Below are 22,471 nucleotides of genomic sequence, written 5' to 3' on the forward strand. Positions count from 1 at the left end.
TTCCAGTATTATACTTCTCCCTTTTTAACAACATTGCTTCTCCCATAACTCAACACTCGCCAAAGCTTTTCAACTGGCCCATATCGAAACTTGGATAACCAGATTTCAGATAGAATCACCTGTATGATATAAATCCCCACTGCAAGCATCGTCCCCGTTGTTAAGGTTACTTCTCCGTAGAGTCCAAATCCATAAGAATAGAAGAGAAGTGTGCCGATGATGGATTGCATCAGGTAATTCGAGAGGGACATCTTCCCTACTGAAGCGAATGGCTTGCTCCATTTCATCATTTTTTCATTCAACAATAATAATGAAAGGATTATTGCATAAGATACTGATAAGAACGGACCTCCGAAAAAGTCCTGTATATAGTTGTAAGCGAAATTGGACTCGATGAATAGTGGCAATGATTTAATGATGATTCCAAAGAGTAACGTAAATCCACCTGTTATCATCCAAACCTTCTTATGGTTTCTGACCTTTTCCAACAGTTGCAGTTTACTTGCGCCTGCCCCGATCATCATCATAGGAAGAATCGAAAGTAACAAGAATAAAAGATTGTCAGGTGAGTTCACCATATACCAGTCCTGAAAGCGTTGTTCCATGATATTGCTGAAGCTGCCCGAGGCATAGGCTGAGACCGAATCCTGCAATGCGGCAATATTCGTATAGTGCGTCACGCCTGTCGGATCAGAAAAGGTCATCAATACTAGTAAAATACTGAAAAACATTTGCGGCATCAGGAATAATATACCCCCGAGCCACATCAGGCCCTTCCCGGAAAGCCGCATGAAACCAAGAAGAATCAGACCGAATACGGCGTAATTTATCAGGATATCCCCTGACCAGATCAGGAAGGCATGAATACAGCCGATTCCCAATAAAGTAAGAAGTCTTCTTACCCCAAACAGGTAAAAGGATGTCCCTTTCATTTCTGCCCTTTGTTGTTGAATCCCTAACCCGTATCCAAACATCATGGCGAATAACGGATAAAAGCTTGCTTGGACCAATACATCGATCCAAGGAAATAATGCCATATCTTCAGGTGTTTTCCACCAGGTATACGGATCAAAGTACAGAAATGGTGAATGGAAGGAAATCATGTTGATGATAAAGATGCCGAGCAAAGAGAATCCTCTGATCACATCGAGACTTACAATACGTTCTGACTGTTCAATTGGCGATAAGGTGTTCATTCATCTTCCTCCGAAATCATTAATCTTGTTTCTATTCTAACCCGAAACAGGAATTTAGGCGATTATCACCTATTCATGTTCTTAACATAGAATAACAATAATTAACTTTGTCTTAAAGGTGTGAGTCGAAATGCCTGCAATTGTAGGAATTGCACAAGTCATAAACGTCGGTTCCAGTGCCGTTTTTCACATCGGGGATGTATTTAACATCAGCCCGATATCAACAGCCAAAACCTTTGCCGGTGCAGGTTCATTTATTACAGGGAGAGGGATCTCCGTCTATAACGAAAGCTCCTTGACCTACACGGTGGACGATGATGGAATGGATCAAGGAATAAACTTTACCCTATGAGTGTGATGCGAAAATGACGAATTATTATGTTCAACAATCCATACAGATTCAATTCATTAAAATCGGGGGAATGTCCAATTCTTCCATATTGCAGATTGGTACATGTGGGCAAATAAACACAAATGATTACCTGTATAATACCGGTGGTTTTACAGAGCCTGCCCCTGAAGCAGAAAAAAACGGGAGTGTTTCAATAGGACCATCAGCATCACCCTTAGTTCCTCTTCAAAGGCCTTAAAAGAGTCCGCGACAAGAAAAGAGGTGGCAGAATGACTAATTACTATATGACACCCCAACAACTGTATCAGTATATCGAGATGTTGAATACGAGAATTGTCGCGTTAGAACAAAAAGTAGATGAGCTTTCTCAGGAATTGACGGCCATCAAGGATAACCCTAAGATCAACGTAGAAAGAATTGAGTATAAGTTCGATCAGCTGAAAGTCGAGTCCCTGGATGGCACTTTGAATATCGGCCTTAACCCAAGTAATTTAAAGGATACGATAGAGGACTTAGCCGTTGATCAGAATGTGAATGTCGAATCAATCAAAGATCTGACCCCTTACAAAGAAAGAATAACGAAAGAGATACATGCTTACATTCAAAACGAATTGCCTACCCTCATCCATGACAATGAAATGCAATTCCAGCGATCCCTCGACCCTTCTTATTATGAAATGGTACAACAGGATCTGCTAAATCAGATGCCACAACGAATCGATTTCTACCTGGAAAACATACCTCATGTCGAATCCAAACAATCAGAAGGGGAATGGGAAAGAAAAATCATTTCAAAAATCAAACAAGATATTCAAACGGCACTCTTCTCCTTTATGTCCCAGATGCCGGAAAATATGGAAGGGATGAATCACAATGAACCTCCAAGTAATCAACCGTGAATTGTCAGTCGGCAGTATCGATATTGCGGGGGTAGCGAGCTCCTCCCTTGTTCTGATCGGGGATGCTGATATCATTCAGCTTACTTCTGCATTCGATACACCGCCAGAGTCATTGATCGTCGGTCCATTCGTCCCACTGACACCGAAAGGATGATAGATGTTCAAGCGATATTCGATTGTTAATAAATTAGACGGCATTACGTTATCCTTTAGCTCTCTCTATCAAATAGGCGATTCCCAAAACATAAACGCCGTATCATTTGCCTACGCTGTGCAACGAGAGAAGGAATTTTTCTTGACGAGTGAAGGAAGCTTCGATTCCAGCGTTTTTCAGGGACCACTTACTAAACCTCCGGTTGATCCCACAGTGAGGGTCAGCCGACTAAATCTTTGTCCGATCAAAGTGGATCAAGTATTTGTCAAGGCTACGGCATTTTCTTCCATTGTTCATATTGGAAATACGTCGAATGCCGCTATGGAAGCAAGAGTGAAACACATCCGTCAGCTTGAGTCTAAAAAGCATGAAGATCTGGAAAATTCCGAAACCATAGACCAGCCGGACTAAAAGCCTATAGGAACATGAACATTCTATTCTATTTCACATAGGTTAACTGTATAGATATTATTGAAGAGGATGTTGTATATGCCCGCTTTAGTAGGTCCTGTCGCTATTCTTAATGTTGGTGGAGGAAGTGTACAGTTTGGAGATACAGGTATTATTTCGCCTAAGTCCGCTTCCAAGACATTCAGCGGTTCCGGTGGCTTCAATACTGGTCCATTTCAACTGAGCTACAATGTCTTCAGTGTTAATACGACCTTTGATTGTAATGTCGTAGACCAGCCAATAACCGGAAATAACTAAAAAACCAAAAAGCCCACCAACAGGCTTTTTGGTTTTTTTATATCGACTATCTCTTCTTTCTTCGCTCGTGACTTTTCTTCGTTTTAATTAATTTGGTAGACGGCTGCTTGCGGATCCATTTTATGAATGCACGAATCTTCTCATCTTTTCTTAACTCCTCAATTGAGTTCAATCTTGATCCAAGCTCATCATTAGTGTAAAGGGAATGAATCTGCTTATGACATGGAATGCATAGTCGCGCCGTGGGGAGGAATGTTCCCCCCACCTCCTTGGGTGTGAGGTGATGAATCGTGATTTCTACATTTCTCCTGGCACATAATTCACATGCACCAATCGCTCTTTTACTCATCTTTCACCATTCCTCAATAAGTGATTAGTATAGGTATTCCCTGCGGCAGCAAAAAAAATGGGCTGGGACATAACTAAATCCATTTCCTCTAAAGACGAACAATAAAAGTTAGGATTACTTATTACACCGCTATTGATTTCCGTGCAAGACTTCGCTTTCCTCGGGCGGAAGGCAAGCCTCCTCGTCACTAACGTTCCTGCGGGGTCTTACCTATTCCGCTTTTCCCGTAGGAGTCTTCGTCTTGCACTCCAATCAATAGCTAGATCCTGCTTTATACACTGGATGTGCTTTAGCAATAATTATAAAAGTACCATTTCACCAGAATGTTATACATATACAGACTGCAGGTTTCGAATGATCGTTCAGATATTCTTTTAACAAAACACTTCGAAGCCAATGCTCCGAAGTGTTTCCTTTTATAGCTCCAACACATGTCCCCCATCAAAGAAATACAGGTACTTTTCTGAGACTGGTTCTTTCCATATGGATTCCAATGCCCGGGTGTATAATTCGAGTTGTACTTTATACCTCTCTTCAAGGACGTGCCTTGCTTCAGTGAATCCGCCCTGATAGCGGTCATGGATACCGTCTGTCTTGTAATCCACCAGGACGATTCCCCACTCATCCCTGAATACACAGTCGATGACCCCTTGAACAAGAATGGTTTCTTCAGGTGCTTCTTCACCCGTTTCTGATATTTCACTAAGGGGAACGCTCATACTGAAGGGAATTTCCCGCTCTATATTCCGGGCATTTACCATCCTCTTACCAAGTCCACTATCGAAGAAGCCTGCGATGTGTTCGACTGACACTGCTTCTTTCTGTTCTTCCGTCAGGATTTCTTTACGAACCAACTCCGATAAAAGATCTTCAACTTTTTCCTCTGTCGGCACACCATCTTCAAATGAAATATGCTGCATGACTGTATGCATAGCTGTTCCCTTTTCTGCAGGGGACAGTTCTTTCGATTGCATAAATTGAGGTCGATTATACACAGGTTTATGGTGCTGCCTCAGTATATCGATACTTGAGGTTTCATCCCTTATTTCAACCATTCGTTTCAGCTCTGAGACCGATTGCTTTGAACGGAGGTTTGTAGCGCGAATATGAGGGTATTTCCACGATAATCGTTGTAACACCTCTTCATGTTGGGAAGACACAATATCCACCACTTCCCCATTTTTCACTTTCTCCTGCCACGTTTTTTCTTCACTCATTTCCTCATCCTCGTCCGCAACCAACTCAGATTTATGAATCGTCTTGATATGAAAGCAGGAAGGATGCGTGAGAATCTCTTCATTAATCAAGCCAACTCCTGACGCGCCAAGCTGTCCACACTGAGGGTGACGCATGAGGGACGGACCTATCCAATCAAGATAAGAACTCGCCGCGGCCCGGTCATAATCAGATAATAACCACTCGGTCTGACTTAAAGCCCCTCGCCATTTCTTCAGCGATTTCTCCACGCTTTTCACGGTACCCACCAGATATAACTTCTCCTTGGCCCGGGTCAATGCCACATACAGCACCCGCATTTCCTCCGAGATCGCCTCCATCCGCTTCTTCCGCTTGAACGCCAATTGTGGAAGGGACGGGTAGCTGATTCGTTTAGCTGCATCGGTATATTTCACGGCCAATCCAAGGTCTTTATCCAATAAGTATGCTGCATTCAGATCCATCAGATTGAATTGTTTAGAGGTACCGGCGACAAATACGACAGGGAACTCAAGGCCTTTACTGGAATGGATGGTCATTAACCGGACCACGTCTTCCTGTTCACTCAGGGCTCTCGCCACTCCCAGGTCATCTCCCCGTTCCCTCATCCTGTCAATGAATCGCAGGAACCGGAATAATCCCCTGAAGGAAGTTTCTTCGTATTGCCGTGCACGGTCATAGAGGGCCCTAAGATTAGCCTGACGCTGCTTCCCGCCGGCCATCCCTCCTACATAATCATAGAAACGGGTGTCCCGGTACAGTTGCCAGATCAATTCTGTCACCGAGCCCTGCCTTGCCTTCGTCCGCCAGTTCCCGAGGTGATAAAGGAACACTTTGACCTTTTCGAATGTTTCTTCTTCACGGGGATTGCCCGGCTTCTCACCGGCAAATGTCTTCAACGCTTCGTAATACGTCCCTGCCCTTGAATGGATCCGGATACTGGCAAGACCCTGCTCATCGAGCCCGACAATCGGAGACCTCAGAACGGACGCAAGGGGGATATCCTGGTACGGATTATCGATCACTTTCAGCAGGGAAAGCATGATGGCAATCTCGGTCGCCTCGAAATATCCTGTAGATAAATTTGCATAAATCGGTATCCCCTGCCGCTTGAATTCTTCCATGATTTCTGCCGCCCAAGGCATGGAGCGAAGCAGGATCACGACGTCACGGTATTGTATCGGACGCTCGGATTTCGTTTTGGCATCATAGACCGGTGTCCGCTCTTCGATCATCTTTTTCACTTTGTTTGCCATATAACGGGCTTCAAGGACCGATTTCTCGATATCTCCTTCGTCAAAGATGGACAGCGCCTCTTCATCACCACCGGCAGAGGATTCCTCCGTTTCCTGATCGATGATGGCCACTTCAATCGGATACTCCGTTTCTTCAGGATACGGAGCACCTTTTACAAGTTCGGCTTCCCTGTTGTATTCCATTTCACCAACAGATGGACCCATAATCTGTTTGAATAAAAAGTTCGTCCCTTCTAACACTTCTTTCCGGCTTCGGAAGTTTTGGGAAAGATCGATTTTCAATCCGGCTTCCCCTCTCTCCGGGAGAAAACGGGTATACTTTCCTAAAAACAGATTCGGTTCCGCCAATCGGAAGCGGTAGATGGATTGCTTTACATCCCCCACCATGAACCGGTTTCCAACTTCTTCACGTTCCTCCGTTATGAGACGGAGAATGGATTCCTGAACCATATTCGTATCCTGGTATTCATCCACCAGTACTTCTTTGAACTTATTCTTGTAAAGATTCGCTGCTTCTGAAGGAACCAATGCAACAGATGAATGGTCCCTTAAAATGTCGAGACAAAAATGTTCCAAATCGGCAAAATCGACGAGTCCCTTTTCTTCTTTCACTACCCTGAAACGTTTACCGAATTCGACCACCACTTCCGCCAGGGTGTGGATCACGTCCTTCATCCTCCGCATATCTTCAAGGAATGAACCGGGTCTTCTTGAAAAGAAATCCTCCTGAAGCTTTTCCAATGTTTTCTTTCCTTGATCCCGGAGTTTCTTCGCTTCATCCACTATTTCTTTATTATAATCGTCCCCCCTGCAGGCTTTCAGCTTCGTAAAGGGCAGGGTTTGAATCGTTTCGTATAAAGTGTTCCAGGAATCGGCGAGACTTGCCTCAAGGCTCTCGACGATCTCGATATCGCTTAAGAAATTCTCCGCTCTCGGACCAGGCCCCCCAGGCACACGGGTAAGATCCAGTGCGCGCTGAAATAAGCTTTTTGCACCATGAAGCTGTAATCGGATGTCTGTCAGAAGAGGCTCTATAAAGGAGAGTTGATCTATTTCCTTCCCCTCTTCCACCTCATACAGAACCTCGAGCCTTCTCAACCACTCATCGGGGTTCGGATGGGAGCGAGAAAAATCATACAGCTTCCTGATCATATCCTGCAGGGCCCCGTCACTTCGGTCGTTCGTAAATGTATCGACGAGCCTAAAGAAGTCCTGATTATCTTCTTTGCCGTACTCCTCTTCAAAAAGTTCGTCAAGGACCTCATCCCGAAGCAGGTCTCCTTCTGTCTCATCTGCGATCCTGAATCCAGGATCGATATCAATGAGATAATAGTATTTTCGTATCACTTCGAGGCAAAAGGAGTGCAGGGTCGAAATGGACGCCCGGTTCAGTAAACTGAGCTGCTTCCTTAAATGACGGGAATGGGGATCCTCATCGATTGCCTTCTCCAGCGCAACGCCAATCCTATGTCTCATTTCAGCCGCTGAAGCATTTGTAAAGGTAACAACCAATAATTCATCCACATCCATCCTGTCTTCTTCTGAGAGGATTTTCTGAATGATCCTCTCTACCAGGACAGCTGTCTTACCCGACCCTGCCGCTGCAGCGACAAGGATATCCTGCCCTTTTGCCCAGATCGCCTTCCACTGATCATCCGTCCATGTAACATGATCCGGCTTGACTGGAATACTATCATTATTCATTTGATTCTGCCTCCTCTCTCACTTTCCGTAATAAATCTTCCGGTTTCGCTGTCGGCAGCACTCTGTACTCGTTTTCTTCCAAAGACTGGTCAAATTGACAGACCGAACGGAACGAACAAAATTGACACGGAGTCCGGTCCTTCAGCTTATATGGAGCTATATCCGTCTCTCCTGAGATGATCCGGTTCCCGGAGGCTTCATAGAGCTTTCTGACATGTTGACGCATATAATGGAAGTCTTCACCTGAAACCGCCTTCGAACGGGAAGATAAAGTACCATCCTTCTTGATCCCTGCTGAAATGATATCAGAATTACCCGTATCCAGCGTCTGATCCATTAATCTGACAATGTCAGAATCCCCAAGGACGAGCCCCTTCATCTTAAAGCTCTTGAAAATTTCTTTCTCGATTTGATCCATAGTCAGGATCTTCTTGCTGTTAATCATCGGGTTGTGAACATGGAAATAGAGGACACCGGCAGGCTTCGCTTCCTTTCCGACGAACTGTTTCGAATTGGTTAACACAATGTCCAAATATGTCAGCATTTGCAGGGCCAATCCGTAATAGACTTCCGTCATATCCAAATCCCTGGCGCTTGATTTGTAATCGACTATTCTGAGATACACCCCGTTTGCATCCTCCGCCTTGTCCACCCGGTCAATCCTTCCCTGAAGCTCCATCTTCGTCCCATTTCTCAATTGGAACTGGAACGGCGGCAGGGTCGCATGAGGACCGAATCCAAGTTCCACCCCGACAGGCACAAACCCGCTTGCCTTTGCATGTTCACTTAGAATGAGGCTTGCCCTGCCTATGATTTGCTCAAGCTTCTGAGCGATATAATAATGCCGGTTCGAGCTTAGTAGGATCTGATGCTGCAGCTTCGGTGCGAGCATCAGAACCGCTTCTTTCGCCAACTGCAAACACTGGGATTTCGAGAGTGATGCCCATGTCAGACCATGTCGCTCCACTTCTTCTGATATCCATTTTAATGCCGAGTGGAACATTTCACCGATATCCGGTGCTTCTAATTTGAAGAAATCCCGTTCTCTGAGCTTCAGTCCGTGACTGGCAAAATGTGAAAATGGGCAGCTATGAAAGAGCTCCATCCGGGAAACACTCGCTAGGATATGATCCCCGTACAAATCTTTGCTCGTATCCTCTGACAGTTGATTTCCGCGATTTTCATAAAAAAGGCTCGACAGGATATGCCCGGCATGCCATTTCCATTCATTGGACGCAGTATAAAAATTGTACACATCCCACCAGAAGTCATGGATCGGATACTCCCTCTTCTTTAACTGAAGCTGCGACGTCAGATGGGAAATCGTCACATTCGGATGACAGACGTAATGAAGCTGATCTTCTTCAGATAGTTCCGACGGTTCATTGATGAGAAGCTTTGTAGGTGCATCCGGGAACATTTCATTCAATCTCTTAATAAACGAGGAAGGCAAGAGCGCCTTTCCTTCTTCATTGGCGATGGGATAGCTGATGAAAAGGCGTTCTGCCGGAGTCGTGAACGCTTTATACGCCACAAACTCTTCATCCAACAGCTTCGTCCTATTACTCGGGGCGATCTTGAATCCCCTTGTGATCAATGACTCACGATCTTCATCGGACAGGACGCCGTCTTCATTCATTTTCGCAGGGAGAATCCCATCATTCACTCCAATGATGAATGCGGCTTTGATGTCGCCAAGCCTGGATTTCTCGAGGTCTGCAATAATGACCTGATCAATGGCAGGAGGGACTAACGAGAATTCCATCGTTTCAATCCCTGCCTCAAGGATGGATGAGAATTTCTTCATGGTCGTTTCTTCATCACCAAGCATCTCTACATATTGATCAAGAAGATCCATCACTGCCGACCACGCCTGGTCATGTTCCCTTGCTGCGATCAAATTCCCTTTCTCCTCTGCTTCAATGCGCATTCGTTCAAGCTTTGCCGGTATATCCAACTCTTCCAAATAAAGATATAGGGCCTCACAGTATTCGCGTCCCGTGGCGCGCTTCTTTAATCGTTTTCCAAGACGGATGATCGGTGCGGAGATAAATAACCGCAATTCATTGATCTCGTGCTCAAGCTCCCTCTCCCGATCGGTCTGAGGTGCGTCCACATGTTCAAGACCCCTGAAGCGACGGTATTTCCAACGGTCTTTCTTCGTCCATCGGTCTCCCTTTATACCATAAGCAAGCACATAGTTCTCCAACCGGTCCATCTTTTCACGCAAATCGGCAGGATTTTTCTGATAAGGAAATAAAAGGTCTGTTTTCACCGCCCGGAAGACCGGCTCATATCTCCAGTTGGTGTTCATGATCTCAAGGGTGGAACGAATGAGCTCGATGAGAGGGTGATTCAGCATCGTCCGCTTCTGATCAAGGAAAAAGGGAATCGCATAATCCTGGAAAATCGTTTCGACCTTATCACGATAATCCTGGCTGTTCCGAACCAATACGGCGATATCCTTGTAGCGGTACCCTTCTTCACGGGCAAGCTTTCTGATCTCCCTTGCGATTCCTTCAACCTCAGCACGACGATTGGACGCTTCGAGGAATTCAATGGTGTCCCTTCCTCCCTCATAGGGTATCGTTGGCCGCTCTTCGAAATGACGCTCTAAATGAAGCAGCGTTTCACTCTGGTAGCGAATCGGTTTAGTGAGTATCTCTTCATTCACCGATTCCCCTGCCTCCCTGCATATATCCTGAAGGGTATGGAAGGTTTCGTTTGTCATCCGATACAGGCTTAACTCGTTCATGGCGTCGATTGGCTGCTCAGGATCCGTTGTAAGGGCAACCGTCACTTTTTTCGTATGTTGTATGAGCTGATCGATAATGAGATATTCCTGAGGAGTGAAACTATGAAAGCCGTCTATGTAGATCTCTGCCTCTTTAAGAAGATCGGAATTTCCCACATGATCAGCCAGCAATTGAAAATAATCTTCCGAATCAATGTACTTTCCGAAAAGCTTTTCCTCAAATTTCTCATAAATCAGTTCAAGGTCATGAAGCTTATCCTTCAATACCTTGGAGCGATCACTGTCTCCCTTGAATCCCTGCAGGTCCGCGGGCGTTATGCAATAGCGTTTGAATTCCTTTACAATCGCTTCCACATGGTGAATGAACCCAGGCTTGTCCGATGCCTTGGTGAAAATATGGAGATTCTCCTTGTTTTCGTCTATGATCTTCCGGATCATCATATTTAATCCGACATCAGATAAATGATAACGGCTCATTCCACCCGTTTCCTGGAGGATCTTCCACGCAAGACGTGTGAAGCTGAACACCTGTCCGCGGATCATACCATTCAATCCCGGTGTGTTTACGAGCTCGTATTCAGATATAAAGGACATTTGATCCGGTACGATATAGATGATTGGGTCTCCATTAGGTGATTCCAACAAACTCTTCTTCATCTCATCCAATATGCGATAGGTTTTCCCCGTACCGGAGCGTCCGAGAATAAAACGTACAGACATCCTCTCACTCCTTTTCTAATACTTCTATCTATTCTAACCAAGAGGGTTTATGAATTTTTGTATAGGTTCATTATAGTACACAACCACAAATCTTTCCCGTCTCAATTTTGATTGAAAATATTTGGATCATCTGCATACAGTAAAGATAGGCAGGTGAAATCATCATGAATCAAAATTTCCACAGAATCGCTGCTGTCCTGATTGGGATGGCCGTGATGGTAGCTTGTAATATTTACACATTCATCCCCATTTATGGAAGCATCGCTGCCTCTCTTTCCATTCCACAAAGTGAAGTCGTCCTGGCCGGAACTTCATTCATCTTTTTCTACGCATGCGGTTTATTGACCTTTGCCAACGCCGCAGACCACTTCGGCAAAAAAAGGATCCTCGTCTGGGGGATGCTTGCATCTGCCTTTTCTTCGGGGCTTGTCGGGCTATCAGACGACTTTTGGAGTTTATTTATTACGAGGGGATTGCAGGGGTTCTGTCTGGGGAGCTTTGCACCTGTCGCTTTTGCCTATACGTATGATTTGTTTACAGGAAAGCATAGGACCCTGCTTCTGGCCTTCATCAATTCAGGCTTTCTCTTTGCCGGTATCCTCGGTCAGTTGCTAAGTGAAGGAATCACACGCTTCTTTGGCTGGGCTGCAGTATTCTTCTTTTTCGCGATGGTATACGCTTCCCTTTTTTTAATCGGAAACCAAACGCTTCCACCTACAAACGTTGTATCTGTTTCACCCTCACAACAATTTGCCACCATCGTGAAGCTGCTTAAGAGAAAAGAAATTCTTTACTGTTACGGAATCGTCTTTACCCTTCTCGCTACATTCATCGCCTATTATGACAGTTTGACCCGCTACATCTCAGAAGATCCCGGCCTGCTTTTCCTCACCAGGGCAGTAGGTTTGATCGGAGCCGGCTTATCCCTTTTCACCGGCCGTCTTATGGAGGCACTCGGAATCTACAAAACTCTGTTTATCGGAGTCGTTCTATCGATGATCAGTGTGGTAGCTGCTTTCATATATGCATATGGTCACGAACCCTTCATCATCATTCTTTCTTCCATTCTATTTGTCTCGGCCATCTCTTTGTTGATTCCGACCGTCATCACGTTGATCGGAAATATGAGCGGCAATGGACGAAGCCAGGCACTCAGTCTCTACTCTTTCCTATTGTTAGGAGGGACCAGTGTGGCACCGTTAATCATCATGCACCTTACTTACGTACAATCGCTGTTTCTGTTAGTGGGATGCTTTTTATTTCATGCATGGATGGGAGGCTTGTTATATGCGGGGCGGAAGAGATGGGGGACGGGGGATTAGCTCTCGATTTCCCTTCTTTCCTGTAGATTCGAGGTGTGGAGCTCGAATTGGAGAGGGTTTGTGGCAGGGAAATTGACATTCCGGGCTTAATTGCGTCGTTTTTTCATTTATTGCGTCATTCTGGATGGTGATCGCGTCATTTAACAAATCAAGGAAATTGACTGAGCGCTCACTCCCCGCGCTCAGCCTCTCCCCTCTAAAAAAAGAAGGACACCCTCATCCTTCTTTCCATTCATCCACTAATAATCCATACAATATCATGTCATATCGATTCCCGTCTCTTTGCAGGAACTGACGGAAGCTTCCTTCTTTCGTGAACCCCAGTGATTCATATAAACGGATCGCTCTCTCATTATACGAAAATACCGTTAACTGAAGACGATGTAAATTCAACTCATGAAAGGCATATGCAAGGAGACACTGCATGGCTTCCCTGCCGTATCCATTCCCCCATGACTGTTCGTCACCGATGGAAATCGAGACCCATCCCACACGATGGCTCCAAAGAATTCCGTCCAATTCAACAAATCCGATGATTCTGGCGTCATCCTTCAGGCGGACCGCAAAACGATAGGCATTGTCACCCGGATTACCCATCCATTTCTTGATTTCTTCTTCTGATTTCGGTTTATGGGGGAGGGCATCCAATAGTCTTTGCACTTCTTCATTTTGATTCCATTCCCTTATTGCCGAAACGTCTTCTTCCTGAAAGCCTGATAGATATATTCTTGTACCGGATAATAACCGTTTCATCATTTTCACCTCGATATATGTATTCGAGATATTCCTTTGTTTTCCTTTATTGACCCTGCAAAAGGTTTGTCAACGCCTGTTTGTTGACTTTACCCACATTGGTTTTCGGTAATTCTTTTACAAAGTGATTCTTCTTCCTCTAAAAAAAGACCCGGAAGACTCCAGGCCCAATTTCTTCACCAGATCATTTCTGCCCACTCGGGGTGATCAATGAATGGATTTCGATTTCCTTGATACTGTTCAAATATAATATTATTTCTGCGGACTTCCCTTCCATCAACGGGATCTTCTTCGTTCCATTCGAGAAGTACGGACATTTTCCCCATATAAGGGGCACTTCCGTTGTTGACGTTATTGTTCAATTCCAAATCCACTTCCCCGCTGTCCCCTTCATAGCGGACATCCATGTAGAAAATCATTCGGGCCACGTCGCCTTTCACTTCATCACGAGGCTCCCATGAATCGCTATCATAATAGTTGCCCGGGGCTTCACTCTGCTCGTTTCCACCATTATCGAAGTCAAGGTTTCCTCTTGTAGAGTTGACCGTAACATCCGTGGGCCTTAAATGATGAAGGTCCGTCCCCGGTCCCTGTGCCGTTCCGAAATCACCATGGGATTTAGCCCACACGTGTTCACGGTTCCAGTCGTTCACCCCTCCGCCGTTTGTCGTTTTCGATTGTGAGCGGCCAGAGTAGAGGAGAATGACGTTATTCGAATTATTCGGATCTTCATCCGTATTGCGCAGCGCACCCCATACAGCATCGTAAGAAAGGGTTTGATGATCATCGATAATGTTATGCAGCTCAGTTTTCAGGGCATCGCCCGTCTTTCCTTCAGCCGTGTTGTAATATTCTTCATAAGTTGGTGGATCGGTCGGATCGGATGGAGGGTCGGCTGGGTCTGTTTCCCCGCCTTCCAACGATTCAAACGCCGATGTCGACTTCACTCCCGGGTGGGAAAAATAGGCCGTCAAGCTGCCAGTCACCTTGATTTTTTCACCCATTAATCCCGGGTTACTTTGGAGGCCAAAGCTTGACCGGTATGAAGATGGGATTTGGACATATATCATCTGATCCGTATTGGCCTCTGATGGTGAAACCGCTAATGCCAATGCATAATCATTCGGAAAATTATTTGTGACAACTGATGAGCCCGAGGTCGGCTGCCCGACCACATATCCTTCAACGGACTGAATAGATCCATTTTGGTTTGAGATGGCTTGATCCACCGTATAAGGGGAATTCCACGTCCCATTTCCAGCAGCACTCATTTGACTCGGTGATACTTGACTGCACGCAATCGTAAAAATAAATACAAGGGCAAAAATACCGATGACTTTTTTGTGTATGGACTTCAAATTGCTTCTCCTCCTTTGAATACATTACTCATTTAGCGTACAACACCAATTGTCATAATAGGGTAAATTTTGTGTAAATAAGGGAAAATGAGTCTTATTTCACAAAGATCAAATGGTGATTTTGGTACATTTCACCAACGTAAAAAGTGCCCCCTCTCAAACAAATCTTTAAAACTATCATGTTCCCCCACCCCCTTTTCCTATATAATGAATCTACTAAATGTTAGTGAAATTGGGGGATTCATCCTTGGAGATATTTCAGCATTTTCAGCGTACCATCATCAAAAATTATCTTTTAGGCAGTTTTATAGCAGTGTTCGGTGTCGGGTCTGTGTTCATTTTCCAAACCCTGTCCCTTAAGGAAGACGAATTCATCGCCATGGGAAGCATCATCTTTCTTTCGATTGTCACGATGTTCGGTTTTGAATTTCTCGTATACCAGGAGCATATTCGTCCAATTAAAGACGTTTACCATAAGACGGATCCGACCATTAGATTGGATCTTCTCCTAACCGCCTATCACCAGACAGAAAGGTTCCCGCTGTTAACGGTTAAACGGATCATGTTTCCCCATTTTCTGGGACTTGCCGTTCCGTCAACCTTGCTGACAGTGGTCTTCATCCGGGGAGGTTTTCTTTCCATTCCATACTCTTACATTCTTTACGCCTGGTGTGGTGCATTTTTAGTGGCGATCCTTCATGCGTTGATTGAATTTTTCTTAACCTTCAAAGCTTGTCACAAGCTCCAGGGAGATCTGATCAGGAAAACAATGGAAAGGTATGGAGTCGATCCCTCAAAGCAGTCGACTCTATTTATCAGTTTAAAACAAAAGATCCTGGCTGCTTCGTTATTTCTTGCCCTGTTTCCGATTCTGCTGTTTTCACTTGCCTCACAGATTCGCTTATCCATCACGGACTCAGCTCTTCTAGTTGACTACTGGAAATGGGCGGGTGCCTTGATCCTTATTATCACGGTACTCGCCTTCTATGGGGCGATCCTTATTTTCAAAAGCATTGAAGGACCAGTAAAAGAATTGGTCAACCGTTTTGAAAAAGTGGAACTGGGTCATGTTTCACCTGCTATAAATACGTATACAGACGAGTTCTCCCACCTCTTTTCGGGATTTAACCATATGGTAGAAGCCATCAATCTCCGGGATCAGAAAAACGTGCAGCTCCTAGACCAGTTTTTCGCAGTGGTGGCAGGCACATTGGATGCCCGCGACCCTTATACTGCCGGCCATAGCAAGCGAGTGGCGGAATATTCCGTAATGATTGCCAGACAGTGTAAATGGTCTCTAGAGGAGATCGATTTACTCAATAAGGCGGCCCTCCTTCATGACATCGGAAAGATCGGGATTCGCGATGATGTGCTTTTAAAAGAAGGTAAATTGACAGATGAAGAGTTTGATCAAATCAAGCGTCACCCTGTAATCGGTGAAGAAATTGTTAGAGGGGTTCAGTTGACGGAAGAACTCCTGCCCATCTTACCCGGGATTAAGCATCACCACGAGCGTATGGATGGTTTCGGTTACCCAGATCGATTAAAAGGAGACGAGATACCCGTATTCGGACGGTTGATCGCTGTCGCCGATGCATTTGACGCCATGACATCTGACCGCCCTTATCGTAAAGGGATGCCTTATGGGAAGGCATTCTCCATCCTGCAGGAAGGAAAAGGGACACAGTGGGACAAGGAGTTTGTGGAGGCCTTTTTGAAGACGATGGAAAAGGGGTCCGGGGATACAAGGCAGACAGGATGAACACCTTCATCCCACACCGGGGATTCGTTTCAAACATTAATTTTTAAAAAAAGAAGGCGCCCCTCTTACAAGTCGCCTTCTTGGTCGTTCTATTTTTTAAACTGTACATCCCATTCATTGATCGGCCAATAGCGAAGGTCCACTTTCCCGACAATCTGCTCACGGTCGACAAATCCGAAATAGCGACTATCCATACTTCCCCGGCGATTATCCCCGAGAACGAATATCTTACCTTTAGGAACTGTTTTTTCACCTGTGATTTCCTGCAAGGTAAAGTCACCCGTCAGCTTACTCCCGATGTACTCCTGCTTGAATTTCTCTAAATAGGGTTCGGGATAATACTCCCCATTCACGTAAAGTTTGTCATCTTTGTACACGATTTTATCACCAGGCAAACCAATGACCCTCTTCACATAATCTTCTTCTTCATTTGCATGGAACACCACTACATCAAAGCGGTCCAATTCTCCTATATGATAGCCGATTTTATTGACAACAAGTTTATTTCCATCCTGCAGTGTAGGCATCATGGATTCGCCTTCCACCACATAGTTGGAGAAGAGAAAGGTCCGAATGATGATGAATATGATTAATCCAATTCCCAAGGCTTTGATCCATTCAAGTCCTTCTCTTTTTACCTCTTCTCTCAATTTGATTCCTCCTGCTTTTTCCGTTCTATTCGTTGGTCTAATTCCATTTTCTTATTCAGATGTATCTCAATTCTTTTTCCGACAAACCATAACACAAGAATAATAGCCACAACGATTACTGTACGAATTGGTTGTTTAACTAATGATATAATATCATATCCTATAAAACTTATGGTGAATATCATCACCATTTTCCCTGTCACCACCGCCAGCATATATTGAGCGATGCTGATGGAGGATAATCCTGCCACCACATTTACAACCGCAGACGGAGTAAATGGGAAACATAAAAGGATGAACAGCGGTCCAAACCCATGCCTGTCTACCCATTTCGTCAATCGACTCACTTGCTTATTCTTTCTTAAGAAGCGAAAGACCCGTGCCTCCCCGTATCTCCTCACCAATAGAAAGACAATCAGTGCACCAAGCGTAGCACCGATCCACGAGAACAAAAAGCCCCACCATAAACCGAAAGCATTCGCATTGGCCGTCACAAACACCACCAGGGGCAAGAACGGAAGAAATGCCTCCAGCAATGGAAGGAGGATTCCGGGAATCGGTCCAAATGAACGATATTGCTGAATCAAATCCATCATATTTTCAAGCGTAAACCAATCTTTTATCTTATTGATATCCATATTATATGTTTCCCCTTAAACGACCATGAACTTCGCTTTCACTACTTACTCTCCCATCATATCACACCGGAACAGGATTTCCATATTTCAATTTCACGCGTCGTTTTTATTAATACACGTTTTCCTAAAGCGGGGGATTGTAAACCTCATGCGGAAGGGTAATTTTTCGGGACGGGCCTATGAGAATCTGCCGAACGTCTAAAGGTGGTCATTCCCCTTCTCCTACTCCGATTCCCTCAAAAAAACTGCCATCCCCACTGGAATGACAGTTCTCCCAATCCTCTATAAATGCTCCCCGAACCAGTCCACGATTTCCTGTAAACGGGCTTCCCGCATGGATGGCTTTCCTGTACGGGAGAGGTTGTGGTTGGATTCCGGGAAGCGGACGAACTTCACCTCTTTATTCTGTCGCTTTAATGCGATGAATAATTGTTCTGCCTGCTCGATCGGACAGCGGTAATCATTTTCACTGTGAAGGATCAATAGAGGAGTGTTCATATCCTTCACGTAGGCGAGGGGAGAGTGCTTCCACAGAGTTTCAACGTCCCCAAGGTCGCTTTGGATCTGCCACTCGGAGAAATAGTAGCCGATGTCGCTGACTCCATAAAAGCTGATCCAGTTACTGATCGATCGCTGGGTCGCGCCCGCTTTGAACCTGTCGCTGTGACCGAGGATCCAATTGGTCATGAAGCCTCCATAGCTTCCACCGGTTACGCCAAGGCGGGATTCATCAATGAACGGAAATTCCTTCAGTGCATAGTCCACTGCCTTCATGATATCTTCGTAATCCCCGCCGCCATAATCACCCCTTACGGCATCGACGAACTCCTGACCGTAGCCGTGACTTCCACGGGGATTGACGTATAAGACAGCATATCCACAGTTTGTCAGCACCTGGAACTCATGAAAGAATGTGTTTCCGTACATCGTGTGCGGACCGCCATGGATTTCGACGATAAGTGGATACTTCTTTCCTTCCTCAAACCCCGCAGGTTTCATGATCCAGCCTTGTACCGGCCAATCTTTTGCCCCGTTGTACATGAACGATTCCGGAGAGGACAGTTCCCTCGCGGCACGCAGGTCCCCGTTTAAACGGGTGATGGTGGTCAGTTCTCCGGTCGGGACATGCAGTGTATACAATTCTCCGGGCTCTGTCGGTCTGCTCATGGCCAACAGGATGGTTTGGCGGTCCGAATCCAGGTCGAATCCGTATATATGCTGCTCTTCCTGTAAGAGTGCAGGATAAATGGCCCCCTCGATGTGAGCATAATAGAGAACCGTATTTCCCGAGTCCGATGCCAGAAAATAAAAACTTTCATTGTCCTTTGACCATTGTATCCCCGTCCGCGACGAGCCTTGGAGGCTGTCGCTGTTAAGATGATCCCCTACCGGAACATCCATCCCTTCGGTCAGGCAAATGCTGTGCCCGGTCTTAAGTTCGTGAATCCATATCTTATTATGAGTTGCGTTTTCAAATTCACGATTATGGCCAATATAGGCCAGGCGCATGCCATCCGGGGACCAGCTTGCTTCTCCGTAGTATCCCGGCTCTCCGTTCACTTGTTTAAGCACTCCCGTTTCAAGGTGAAAAAGATATAGATCGGACTGGAATGAAAAGTCCCTGTCTTCTTTCCTGTCTGTCGATACGGCAAGGTACCTTCCGTCAGGGGACCAGGAATGAAGCGTGTAGTCATGCTCATCATCCGTGAGCCTTTTCATTTCCTTCGTTCCTATATCCACACATGCTATCTGTGAATATGAATTATCATGGAAGCCGCGATCATCACTTTTATATTTCATGCTTGTTGTAACAAACGGCTTTGGTTTTTTCTCTTTTTCTTCTTTATGATCGAACGTTCCGCCTTTATCTAAGCGAATGGATAAGGCAATCTTTTCACCGCATGGAGACCACACAGGATTCGAGACCGCATGCGGACAGTCCGTGACTCGCTCTGCTTCTCCTCCATCCCGACTGATGAGATAAAGCTGATTGACACCGGACCGGTTGGAGATGAAAGCAATCCTCCTTCCATCAGGTGACCACCTTGGTGACGAAATTCTCTGTTCCCCAAACGTCCATTGACGAATGGATTTTTCTTTTAGGCCGATACTATGTAAGGTTGAGAAATATTCATCTTTTTCTTTACACATCACCGTTTGAATATATACAGCTTCTTCCCCACCCGGTGAGAGCGTTGGATCCGATACAGCCTTTAATTCGTAAAGGTCTTTTATGCTCATGCTTTTCTTCATACTATGGCACCTTCCTTTCATTCTGTACTGTTATATTTTCGACACTGAAAATACGAATCCTCCACGGATAAAAACCTGCGATCCCCTTCATAATAGAAACAAATTCAAATTCTACAATTTTCCCTATTGAAAGTAAATTGAAATCAACGTAAAATATTAAACACGAACACACGTTCTATACCAAAGTGAAAAGGAGTCTTTTCATATGACAAGGATACCGGAGACCGATCGGAATATTTTGGAGCAGGCAATCTATCTGCCCATGGTGCTGACGATATTGAATCGCGACCTGCAAATCGTCGACAGCAGCCCATTTAAATTAAAGAGACCGTATTTAGAGATGATCGAGGAGACGATGAAGGTCATACAGGGAGAACTGGCCCATGTTAAAAAGTATATGAGGACGAATAAGATGAAGGTGGAACGGATTCAATCGGATGATGCTTTTACGATGTATATGTTTTTGTATAAGGGATATGAAGAGCATCATAATTACTTCAATCCACGCCTTCGGAACCGGGTGGAGGATTTAATGAGACATTATTTGTTTCGCCGTTTCACGGAATCAAAGACCGATACAACAAAAGAAGCGTGATACTCTGCTCACGCATCGGTTTTGTGGATATGTCGATTCAAATAGAACGTCTTTACATTATGCATTTCAGTCTGGACTTTCGTATTATATTTACTTTCCATTTCGGCGATCCGCTGTGTATAGGCAATGCGTAAATCCGAGGTGCGGAGCATTTGATTTTCAAAAGAACTGTAAGAAATGGGAACCGTGCAGGATTCATTGTTTTGTAGGAAGATTCGTGTTGATCCATTTGTCAACCGTTCATATCCCCGAACATGGGAGTGGGAGATCCAGGCACATTCCTGCTTCACTGGAGAGGATGTCGGGAATAGATAAATGAACATATCAGGGTTGACCATGATGGGGGCTTTGTAGATGATACCCGTAAGTTTTTTCGTACCTTCTTTCCTGCCTTCATAAGAACAGCCAAAGAATTCACAACTTTTCTTCAGAATTTCAAAGGGTTTGAACGGAGAAATCAATACGTCATCCACCTCTATTATTTTCGTGAATGTCCTGGCGCCATATTCCATAGGCTGAAGGATCATCGTATGGGGATTTACTTCATATTCTTCTATAATTCGAGATTTTTCTCTCATTTCATCGCCTCCATTTACATTTTTCACCAAAATAATACCATAAATTCCGAGGGTTGTCTCTCATATTTTTAAAAATTCTGATATTTATCTCCCTCTACTGATTTATGAACAAAAAATTATCAGAATATTTAATTTTTTGGTTGAATTTTTATTACTTACCCCATATACTAATAAAAAGAATTCAGGGGTGACGTATATGGAAAGCAAAAAGTCCTATACAGAAATGATGAAAGCCGCTGCCATGACCCGGAAGAAAGCCACTGAAAGAAGCGTAATGGAAATATATATCGATATGGTCCTGCATGAAAGTATTTTAATGACCCGGAAATCCAAACTCCTAATTGACATTGATGCCGCCCTGGATACTAAGGATAAAGTGCTATTCATGAAATTATCAAAGGAATTGAATGAATTGAACGTTAGTTACGGTTAATCATACTAAATGGCTGACTCCATCTGAGTCAGCCATTCCCTTTTAATTGGACGGGCCTTCGGTACCTTCAGTGCATGACTTCCTCCCCATTAGCTAATCCTAATGGAAAATCTATACACGATGGAGCGAATCATCATGATCCTACTGATAAAAGTTTTGGTCCTTTACTTGATCACCATAGCGGCTATGAGGCTGATGGGTAAGTCTACGATCGTCCAGATGACCCCTTATGACCTGGTGGCCATCATCATCGTCGGGACCATTGCATCTGAGCCATTGATTTCAACAAAATTCTGGCCGACCATCACAGCCCTCATCTTTCTTGTAGGGCTCCATGTGCTGTTTTCATTCCTTACGTTAAGTCAATGGGGAAACAGATTCTTCCTGGGAGAGCCGACATTGTTAATAAAAAATGGGGAAATATTAGAAGATAACCTGGAAAAATCAAAAATCTCACTCATTCAATTAACGTCCATCCTCAGATCTCAAGGGTACCCCAAAATTTCTGATGTGGACTATGCGATGCTTGAGCCGATCGGTGAAGTGAGTATCATTCCCAAGGTAGAAAACACTCCGGTTACCGTGGAACATCTCAAGTTAAAGATCGACGACGAAGGTCTGCCGATTTCAGTCATAGTGGACGGTAAGATCCAAACCCGGAATTTGAGACTCCTGGGGAAATCTAAGGATTGGCTGGAAACTCAACTCACCAACTCCAACCTGCATCACAAAGATGTCATCTTCGCCTACATGACGGAAAAAGCAAAGAACCTTGTCATCAGCAAAAGAGAAAAGGCCTAGGTGAGTAACCAGGCCTTTTT

21 protein-coding genes are annotated in these 22,471 nt (G+C 44.8%); 11 read left to right on the forward strand and 10 right to left on the reverse strand.

The genetic code is table 11. The features are described 5' to 3' along the window. Positions 1 to 8: 8 nt before the first annotated feature. Positions 9 to 1,196 carry a DUF418 domain-containing protein gene (locus ACSQ2E_RS15540; protein WP_435991954.1) on the reverse strand — a complete coding sequence of 396 codons (1,188 nt, stop codon included), beginning with the start codon at positions 1,194 to 1,196 and terminating at the stop codon, positions 9 to 11. A gap of 130 nt (positions 1,197 to 1,326) precedes the next feature. On the opposite strand from ACSQ2E_RS15540, the gene ACSQ2E_RS15545 reads away from it, so the two are divergent. The 6 genes from ACSQ2E_RS15545 (at position 1,327) to ACSQ2E_RS15570 (ending at position 3,309) form a co-directional block, all read left to right on the forward strand. After that, on the forward strand, positions 1,327 to 1,548 hold the full coding sequence (locus ACSQ2E_RS15545; protein ID WP_224520486.1) for a spore germination protein: 222 nt from the start codon (positions 1,327 to 1,329) through the stop codon (positions 1,546 to 1,548). A 13-nt stretch (positions 1,549 to 1,561) separates the two neighbouring features. Further along, the gene (locus ACSQ2E_RS15550; protein WP_435991956.1) at positions 1,562 to 1,786 is read left to right on the forward strand and encodes a spore germination protein GerPB; all 225 of its coding nucleotides are present in this window, start codon (positions 1,562 to 1,564) and stop codon (positions 1,784 to 1,786) included. Between the two features lie 31 nt (positions 1,787 to 1,817). Then, positions 1,818 to 2,447 carry a spore germination protein GerPC gene (gerPC, locus tag ACSQ2E_RS15555; protein ID WP_435991958.1) on the forward strand — a complete coding sequence of 210 codons (630 nt, stop codon included), beginning with the start codon at positions 1,818 to 1,820 and terminating at the stop codon, positions 2,445 to 2,447. Then, the gene (locus ACSQ2E_RS15560) at positions 2,422 to 2,601 is read left to right on the forward strand and encodes a hypothetical protein (protein ID WP_034763377.1); all 180 of its coding nucleotides are present in this window, start codon (positions 2,422 to 2,424) and stop codon (positions 2,599 to 2,601) included. The genes gerPC and ACSQ2E_RS15560 overlap by 26 nt, the downstream gene beginning before the upstream one ends. 3 nt (positions 2,602 to 2,604) lie before the next feature. Then, complete coding sequence (locus tag ACSQ2E_RS15565) at positions 2,605 to 3,012, forward strand: spore germination protein GerPE (RefSeq protein WP_435991961.1); 408 nt, start codon at positions 2,605 to 2,607, stop codon at positions 3,010 to 3,012. A 78-nt stretch (positions 3,013 to 3,090) separates the two neighbouring features. Further along, entirely contained in the window at positions 3,091 to 3,309 is a 219-nt protein-coding gene (locus ACSQ2E_RS15570; RefSeq protein WP_034763373.1) for a spore germination protein, read from the forward strand. Between the two features lie 46 nt (positions 3,310 to 3,355). Here the strand turns inward: ACSQ2E_RS15570 and ACSQ2E_RS15575 are convergent, their stop codons facing one another. The 3 genes from ACSQ2E_RS15575 to addB all read right to left on the reverse strand — a co-directional run bounded on the left by ACSQ2E_RS15575 (position 3,356) and on the right by addB (position 11,308). Further along, the gene (locus tag ACSQ2E_RS15575; RefSeq protein ID WP_435991963.1) at positions 3,356 to 3,658 is read right to left on the reverse strand and encodes an HNH endonuclease; all 303 of its coding nucleotides are present in this window, start codon (positions 3,656 to 3,658) and stop codon (positions 3,356 to 3,358) included. Positions 3,659 to 4,074: 416 nt separating this feature from the next. Beyond that, the gene (gene addA, locus ACSQ2E_RS15580) at positions 4,075 to 7,833 is read right to left on the reverse strand and encodes a helicase-exonuclease AddAB subunit AddA (RefSeq protein ID WP_435991965.1); all 3,759 of its coding nucleotides are present in this window, start codon (positions 7,831 to 7,833) and stop codon (positions 4,075 to 4,077) included. Continuing rightward, complete coding sequence (addB, locus tag ACSQ2E_RS15585) at positions 7,826 to 11,308, reverse strand: helicase-exonuclease AddAB subunit AddB (RefSeq protein ID WP_435991967.1); 3,483 nt, start codon at positions 11,306 to 11,308, stop codon at positions 7,826 to 7,828. Before addB ends, addA begins: the two co-directional genes overlap by 8 nt. A gap of 164 nt (positions 11,309 to 11,472) precedes the next feature. On the opposite strand from addB, the gene ACSQ2E_RS15590 reads away from it, so the two are divergent. Further along, entirely contained in the window at positions 11,473 to 12,630 is a 1,158-nt protein-coding gene (locus tag ACSQ2E_RS15590; protein ID WP_435991969.1) for an MFS transporter, read from the forward strand. Positions 12,631 to 12,846: 216 nt separating this feature from the next. Here ACSQ2E_RS15590 and ACSQ2E_RS15595 read toward each other — a convergent pair whose 3' ends face one another. Together ACSQ2E_RS15595 and ACSQ2E_RS15600 are read right to left on the reverse strand one after the other, a co-directional pair. Then, positions 12,847 to 13,383, reverse strand: coding sequence for a GNAT family N-acetyltransferase (locus ACSQ2E_RS15595; protein ID WP_435991971.1), 537 nt, complete (start codon positions 13,381 to 13,383; stop codon positions 12,847 to 12,849). 176 nt (positions 13,384 to 13,559) lie between these two features. After that, a complete protein-coding gene (locus tag ACSQ2E_RS15600) occupies positions 13,560 to 14,654 on the reverse strand; it encodes an endonuclease (RefSeq protein ID WP_435994575.1) in 1,095 nt (364 codons plus the stop codon). A 334-nt stretch (positions 14,655 to 14,988) separates the two neighbouring features. Between ACSQ2E_RS15600 and ACSQ2E_RS15605 the strand changes: the two genes are divergently transcribed. Continuing rightward, complete coding sequence (locus tag ACSQ2E_RS15605) at positions 14,989 to 16,503, forward strand: HD domain-containing phosphohydrolase (protein ID WP_435991973.1); 1,515 nt, start codon at positions 14,989 to 14,991, stop codon at positions 16,501 to 16,503. An 89-nt stretch (positions 16,504 to 16,592) separates the two neighbouring features. Here ACSQ2E_RS15605 and lepB read toward each other — a convergent pair whose 3' ends face one another. The 3 genes from lepB to ACSQ2E_RS15620 all read right to left on the reverse strand — a co-directional run bounded on the left by lepB (position 16,593) and on the right by ACSQ2E_RS15620 (position 20,044). Then, the gene (lepB, locus tag ACSQ2E_RS15610) at positions 16,593 to 17,153 is read right to left on the reverse strand and encodes a signal peptidase I (RefSeq protein ID WP_435991975.1); all 561 of its coding nucleotides are present in this window, start codon (positions 17,151 to 17,153) and stop codon (positions 16,593 to 16,595) included. Then, on the reverse strand, positions 17,150 to 17,791 hold the full coding sequence (locus tag ACSQ2E_RS15615; protein WP_435991977.1) for a TVP38/TMEM64 family protein: 642 nt from the start codon (positions 17,789 to 17,791) through the stop codon (positions 17,150 to 17,152). Before ACSQ2E_RS15615 ends, lepB begins: the two co-directional genes overlap by 4 nt. 282 nt (positions 17,792 to 18,073) lie before the next feature. Next, positions 18,074 to 20,044 carry a S9 family peptidase gene (locus ACSQ2E_RS15620; RefSeq protein WP_435991979.1) on the reverse strand — a complete coding sequence of 657 codons (1,971 nt, stop codon included), beginning with the start codon at positions 20,042 to 20,044 and terminating at the stop codon, positions 18,074 to 18,076. 205 nt (positions 20,045 to 20,249) lie between these two features. Here ACSQ2E_RS15620 and ACSQ2E_RS15625 point away from each other — a divergent pair, with 205 nt between their 5' ends. Then, on the forward strand, positions 20,250 to 20,639 hold the full coding sequence (locus ACSQ2E_RS15625; RefSeq protein ID WP_435991981.1) for a hypothetical protein: 390 nt from the start codon (positions 20,250 to 20,252) through the stop codon (positions 20,637 to 20,639). An 8-nt stretch (positions 20,640 to 20,647) separates the two neighbouring features. Here the strand turns inward: ACSQ2E_RS15625 and ACSQ2E_RS15630 are convergent, their stop codons facing one another. After that, positions 20,648 to 21,217 (reverse strand): competence protein ComK, encoded by a 570-nt coding sequence (locus ACSQ2E_RS15630; protein WP_435991982.1) that lies wholly within the window; start codon positions 21,215 to 21,217, stop codon positions 20,648 to 20,650. A 196-nt stretch (positions 21,218 to 21,413) separates the two neighbouring features. Between ACSQ2E_RS15630 and ACSQ2E_RS15635 the strand changes: the two genes are divergently transcribed. Then, a complete protein-coding gene (locus ACSQ2E_RS15635; protein WP_435991984.1) occupies positions 21,414 to 21,650 on the forward strand; it encodes an IDEAL domain-containing protein in 237 nt (78 codons plus the stop codon). Positions 21,651 to 21,785: 135 nt separating this feature from the next. After that, positions 21,786 to 22,451, forward strand: coding sequence for a DUF421 domain-containing protein (locus ACSQ2E_RS15640; protein WP_435991986.1), 666 nt, complete (start codon positions 21,786 to 21,788; stop codon positions 22,449 to 22,451). Positions 22,452 to 22,471 lie beyond the last annotated feature (20 nt).

This window comes from Rossellomorea sp. LjRoot5 (genome assembly GCF_964253455.1).
In the GTDB taxonomy this organism is placed as follows: domain Bacteria; phylum Bacillota; class Bacilli; order Bacillales; family Bacillaceae_B; genus Rossellomorea.

What these genes read in the sequence shown, in the direction of transcription:
- ACSQ2E_RS15550 (WP_435991956.1), top strand. Translation starts at nt 1,562, where the DNA reads ATGACGAATTATTATGTTCAACAATCCATACAGATTCAATTCATTAAA.
- ACSQ2E_RS15615 (WP_435991977.1), bottom strand. Translation starts at nt 17,791, where the DNA reads ATGGATATCAATAAGATAAAAGATTGGTTTACGCTTGAAAATATGATG.
- ACSQ2E_RS15575 (WP_435991963.1), bottom strand. Translation starts at nt 3,658, where the DNA reads ATGAGTAAAAGAGCGATTGGTGCATGTGAATTATGTGCCAGGAGAAAT.
- ACSQ2E_RS15640 (WP_435991986.1), top strand. Translation starts at nt 21,786, where the DNA reads ATGATCCTACTGATAAAAGTTTTGGTCCTTTACTTGATCACCATAGCG.
- ACSQ2E_RS15545 (WP_224520486.1), top strand. Translation starts at nt 1,327, where the DNA reads ATGCCTGCAATTGTAGGAATTGCACAAGTCATAAACGTCGGTTCCAGT.
- ACSQ2E_RS15600 (WP_435994575.1), bottom strand. Translation starts at nt 14,654, where the DNA reads ATGAGTGCTGCTGGAAATGGGACGTGGAATTCCCCTTATACGGTGGAT.
- ACSQ2E_RS15565 (WP_435991961.1), top strand. Translation starts at nt 2,605, where the DNA reads ATGTTCAAGCGATATTCGATTGTTAATAAATTAGACGGCATTACGTTA.
- ACSQ2E_RS15620 (WP_435991979.1), bottom strand. Translation starts at nt 20,044, where the DNA reads ATGAAGAAAAGCATGAGCATAAAAGACCTTTACGAATTAAAGGCTGTA.
- ACSQ2E_RS15540 (WP_435991954.1), bottom strand. Translation starts at nt 1,196, where the DNA reads ATGAACACCTTATCGCCAATTGAACAGTCAGAACGTATTGTAAGTCTC.
- addB (WP_435991967.1), bottom strand. Translation starts at nt 11,308, where the DNA reads ATGTCTGTACGTTTTATTCTCGGACGCTCCGGTACGGGGAAAACCTAT.
- addA (WP_435991965.1), bottom strand. Translation starts at nt 7,833, where the DNA reads ATGAATAATGATAGTATTCCAGTCAAGCCGGATCATGTTACATGGACG.
- ACSQ2E_RS15635 (WP_435991984.1), top strand. Translation starts at nt 21,414, where the DNA reads ATGGAAAGCAAAAAGTCCTATACAGAAATGATGAAAGCCGCTGCCATG.
- ACSQ2E_RS15630 (WP_435991982.1), bottom strand. Translation starts at nt 21,217, where the DNA reads ATGAGAGAAAAATCTCGAATTATAGAAGAATATGAAGTAAATCCCCAT.
- ACSQ2E_RS15560 (WP_034763377.1), top strand. Translation starts at nt 2,422, where the DNA reads ATGAACCTCCAAGTAATCAACCGTGAATTGTCAGTCGGCAGTATCGAT.
- ACSQ2E_RS15595 (WP_435991971.1), bottom strand. Translation starts at nt 13,383, where the DNA reads ATGAAACGGTTATTATCCGGTACAAGAATATATCTATCAGGCTTTCAG.
- ACSQ2E_RS15570 (WP_034763373.1), top strand. Translation starts at nt 3,091, where the DNA reads ATGCCCGCTTTAGTAGGTCCTGTCGCTATTCTTAATGTTGGTGGAGGA.
- ACSQ2E_RS15590 (WP_435991969.1), top strand. Translation starts at nt 11,473, where the DNA reads ATGAATCAAAATTTCCACAGAATCGCTGCTGTCCTGATTGGGATGGCC.
- ACSQ2E_RS15625 (WP_435991981.1), top strand. Translation starts at nt 20,250, where the DNA reads ATGACAAGGATACCGGAGACCGATCGGAATATTTTGGAGCAGGCAATC.
- gerPC (WP_435991958.1), top strand. Translation starts at nt 1,818, where the DNA reads ATGACTAATTACTATATGACACCCCAACAACTGTATCAGTATATCGAG.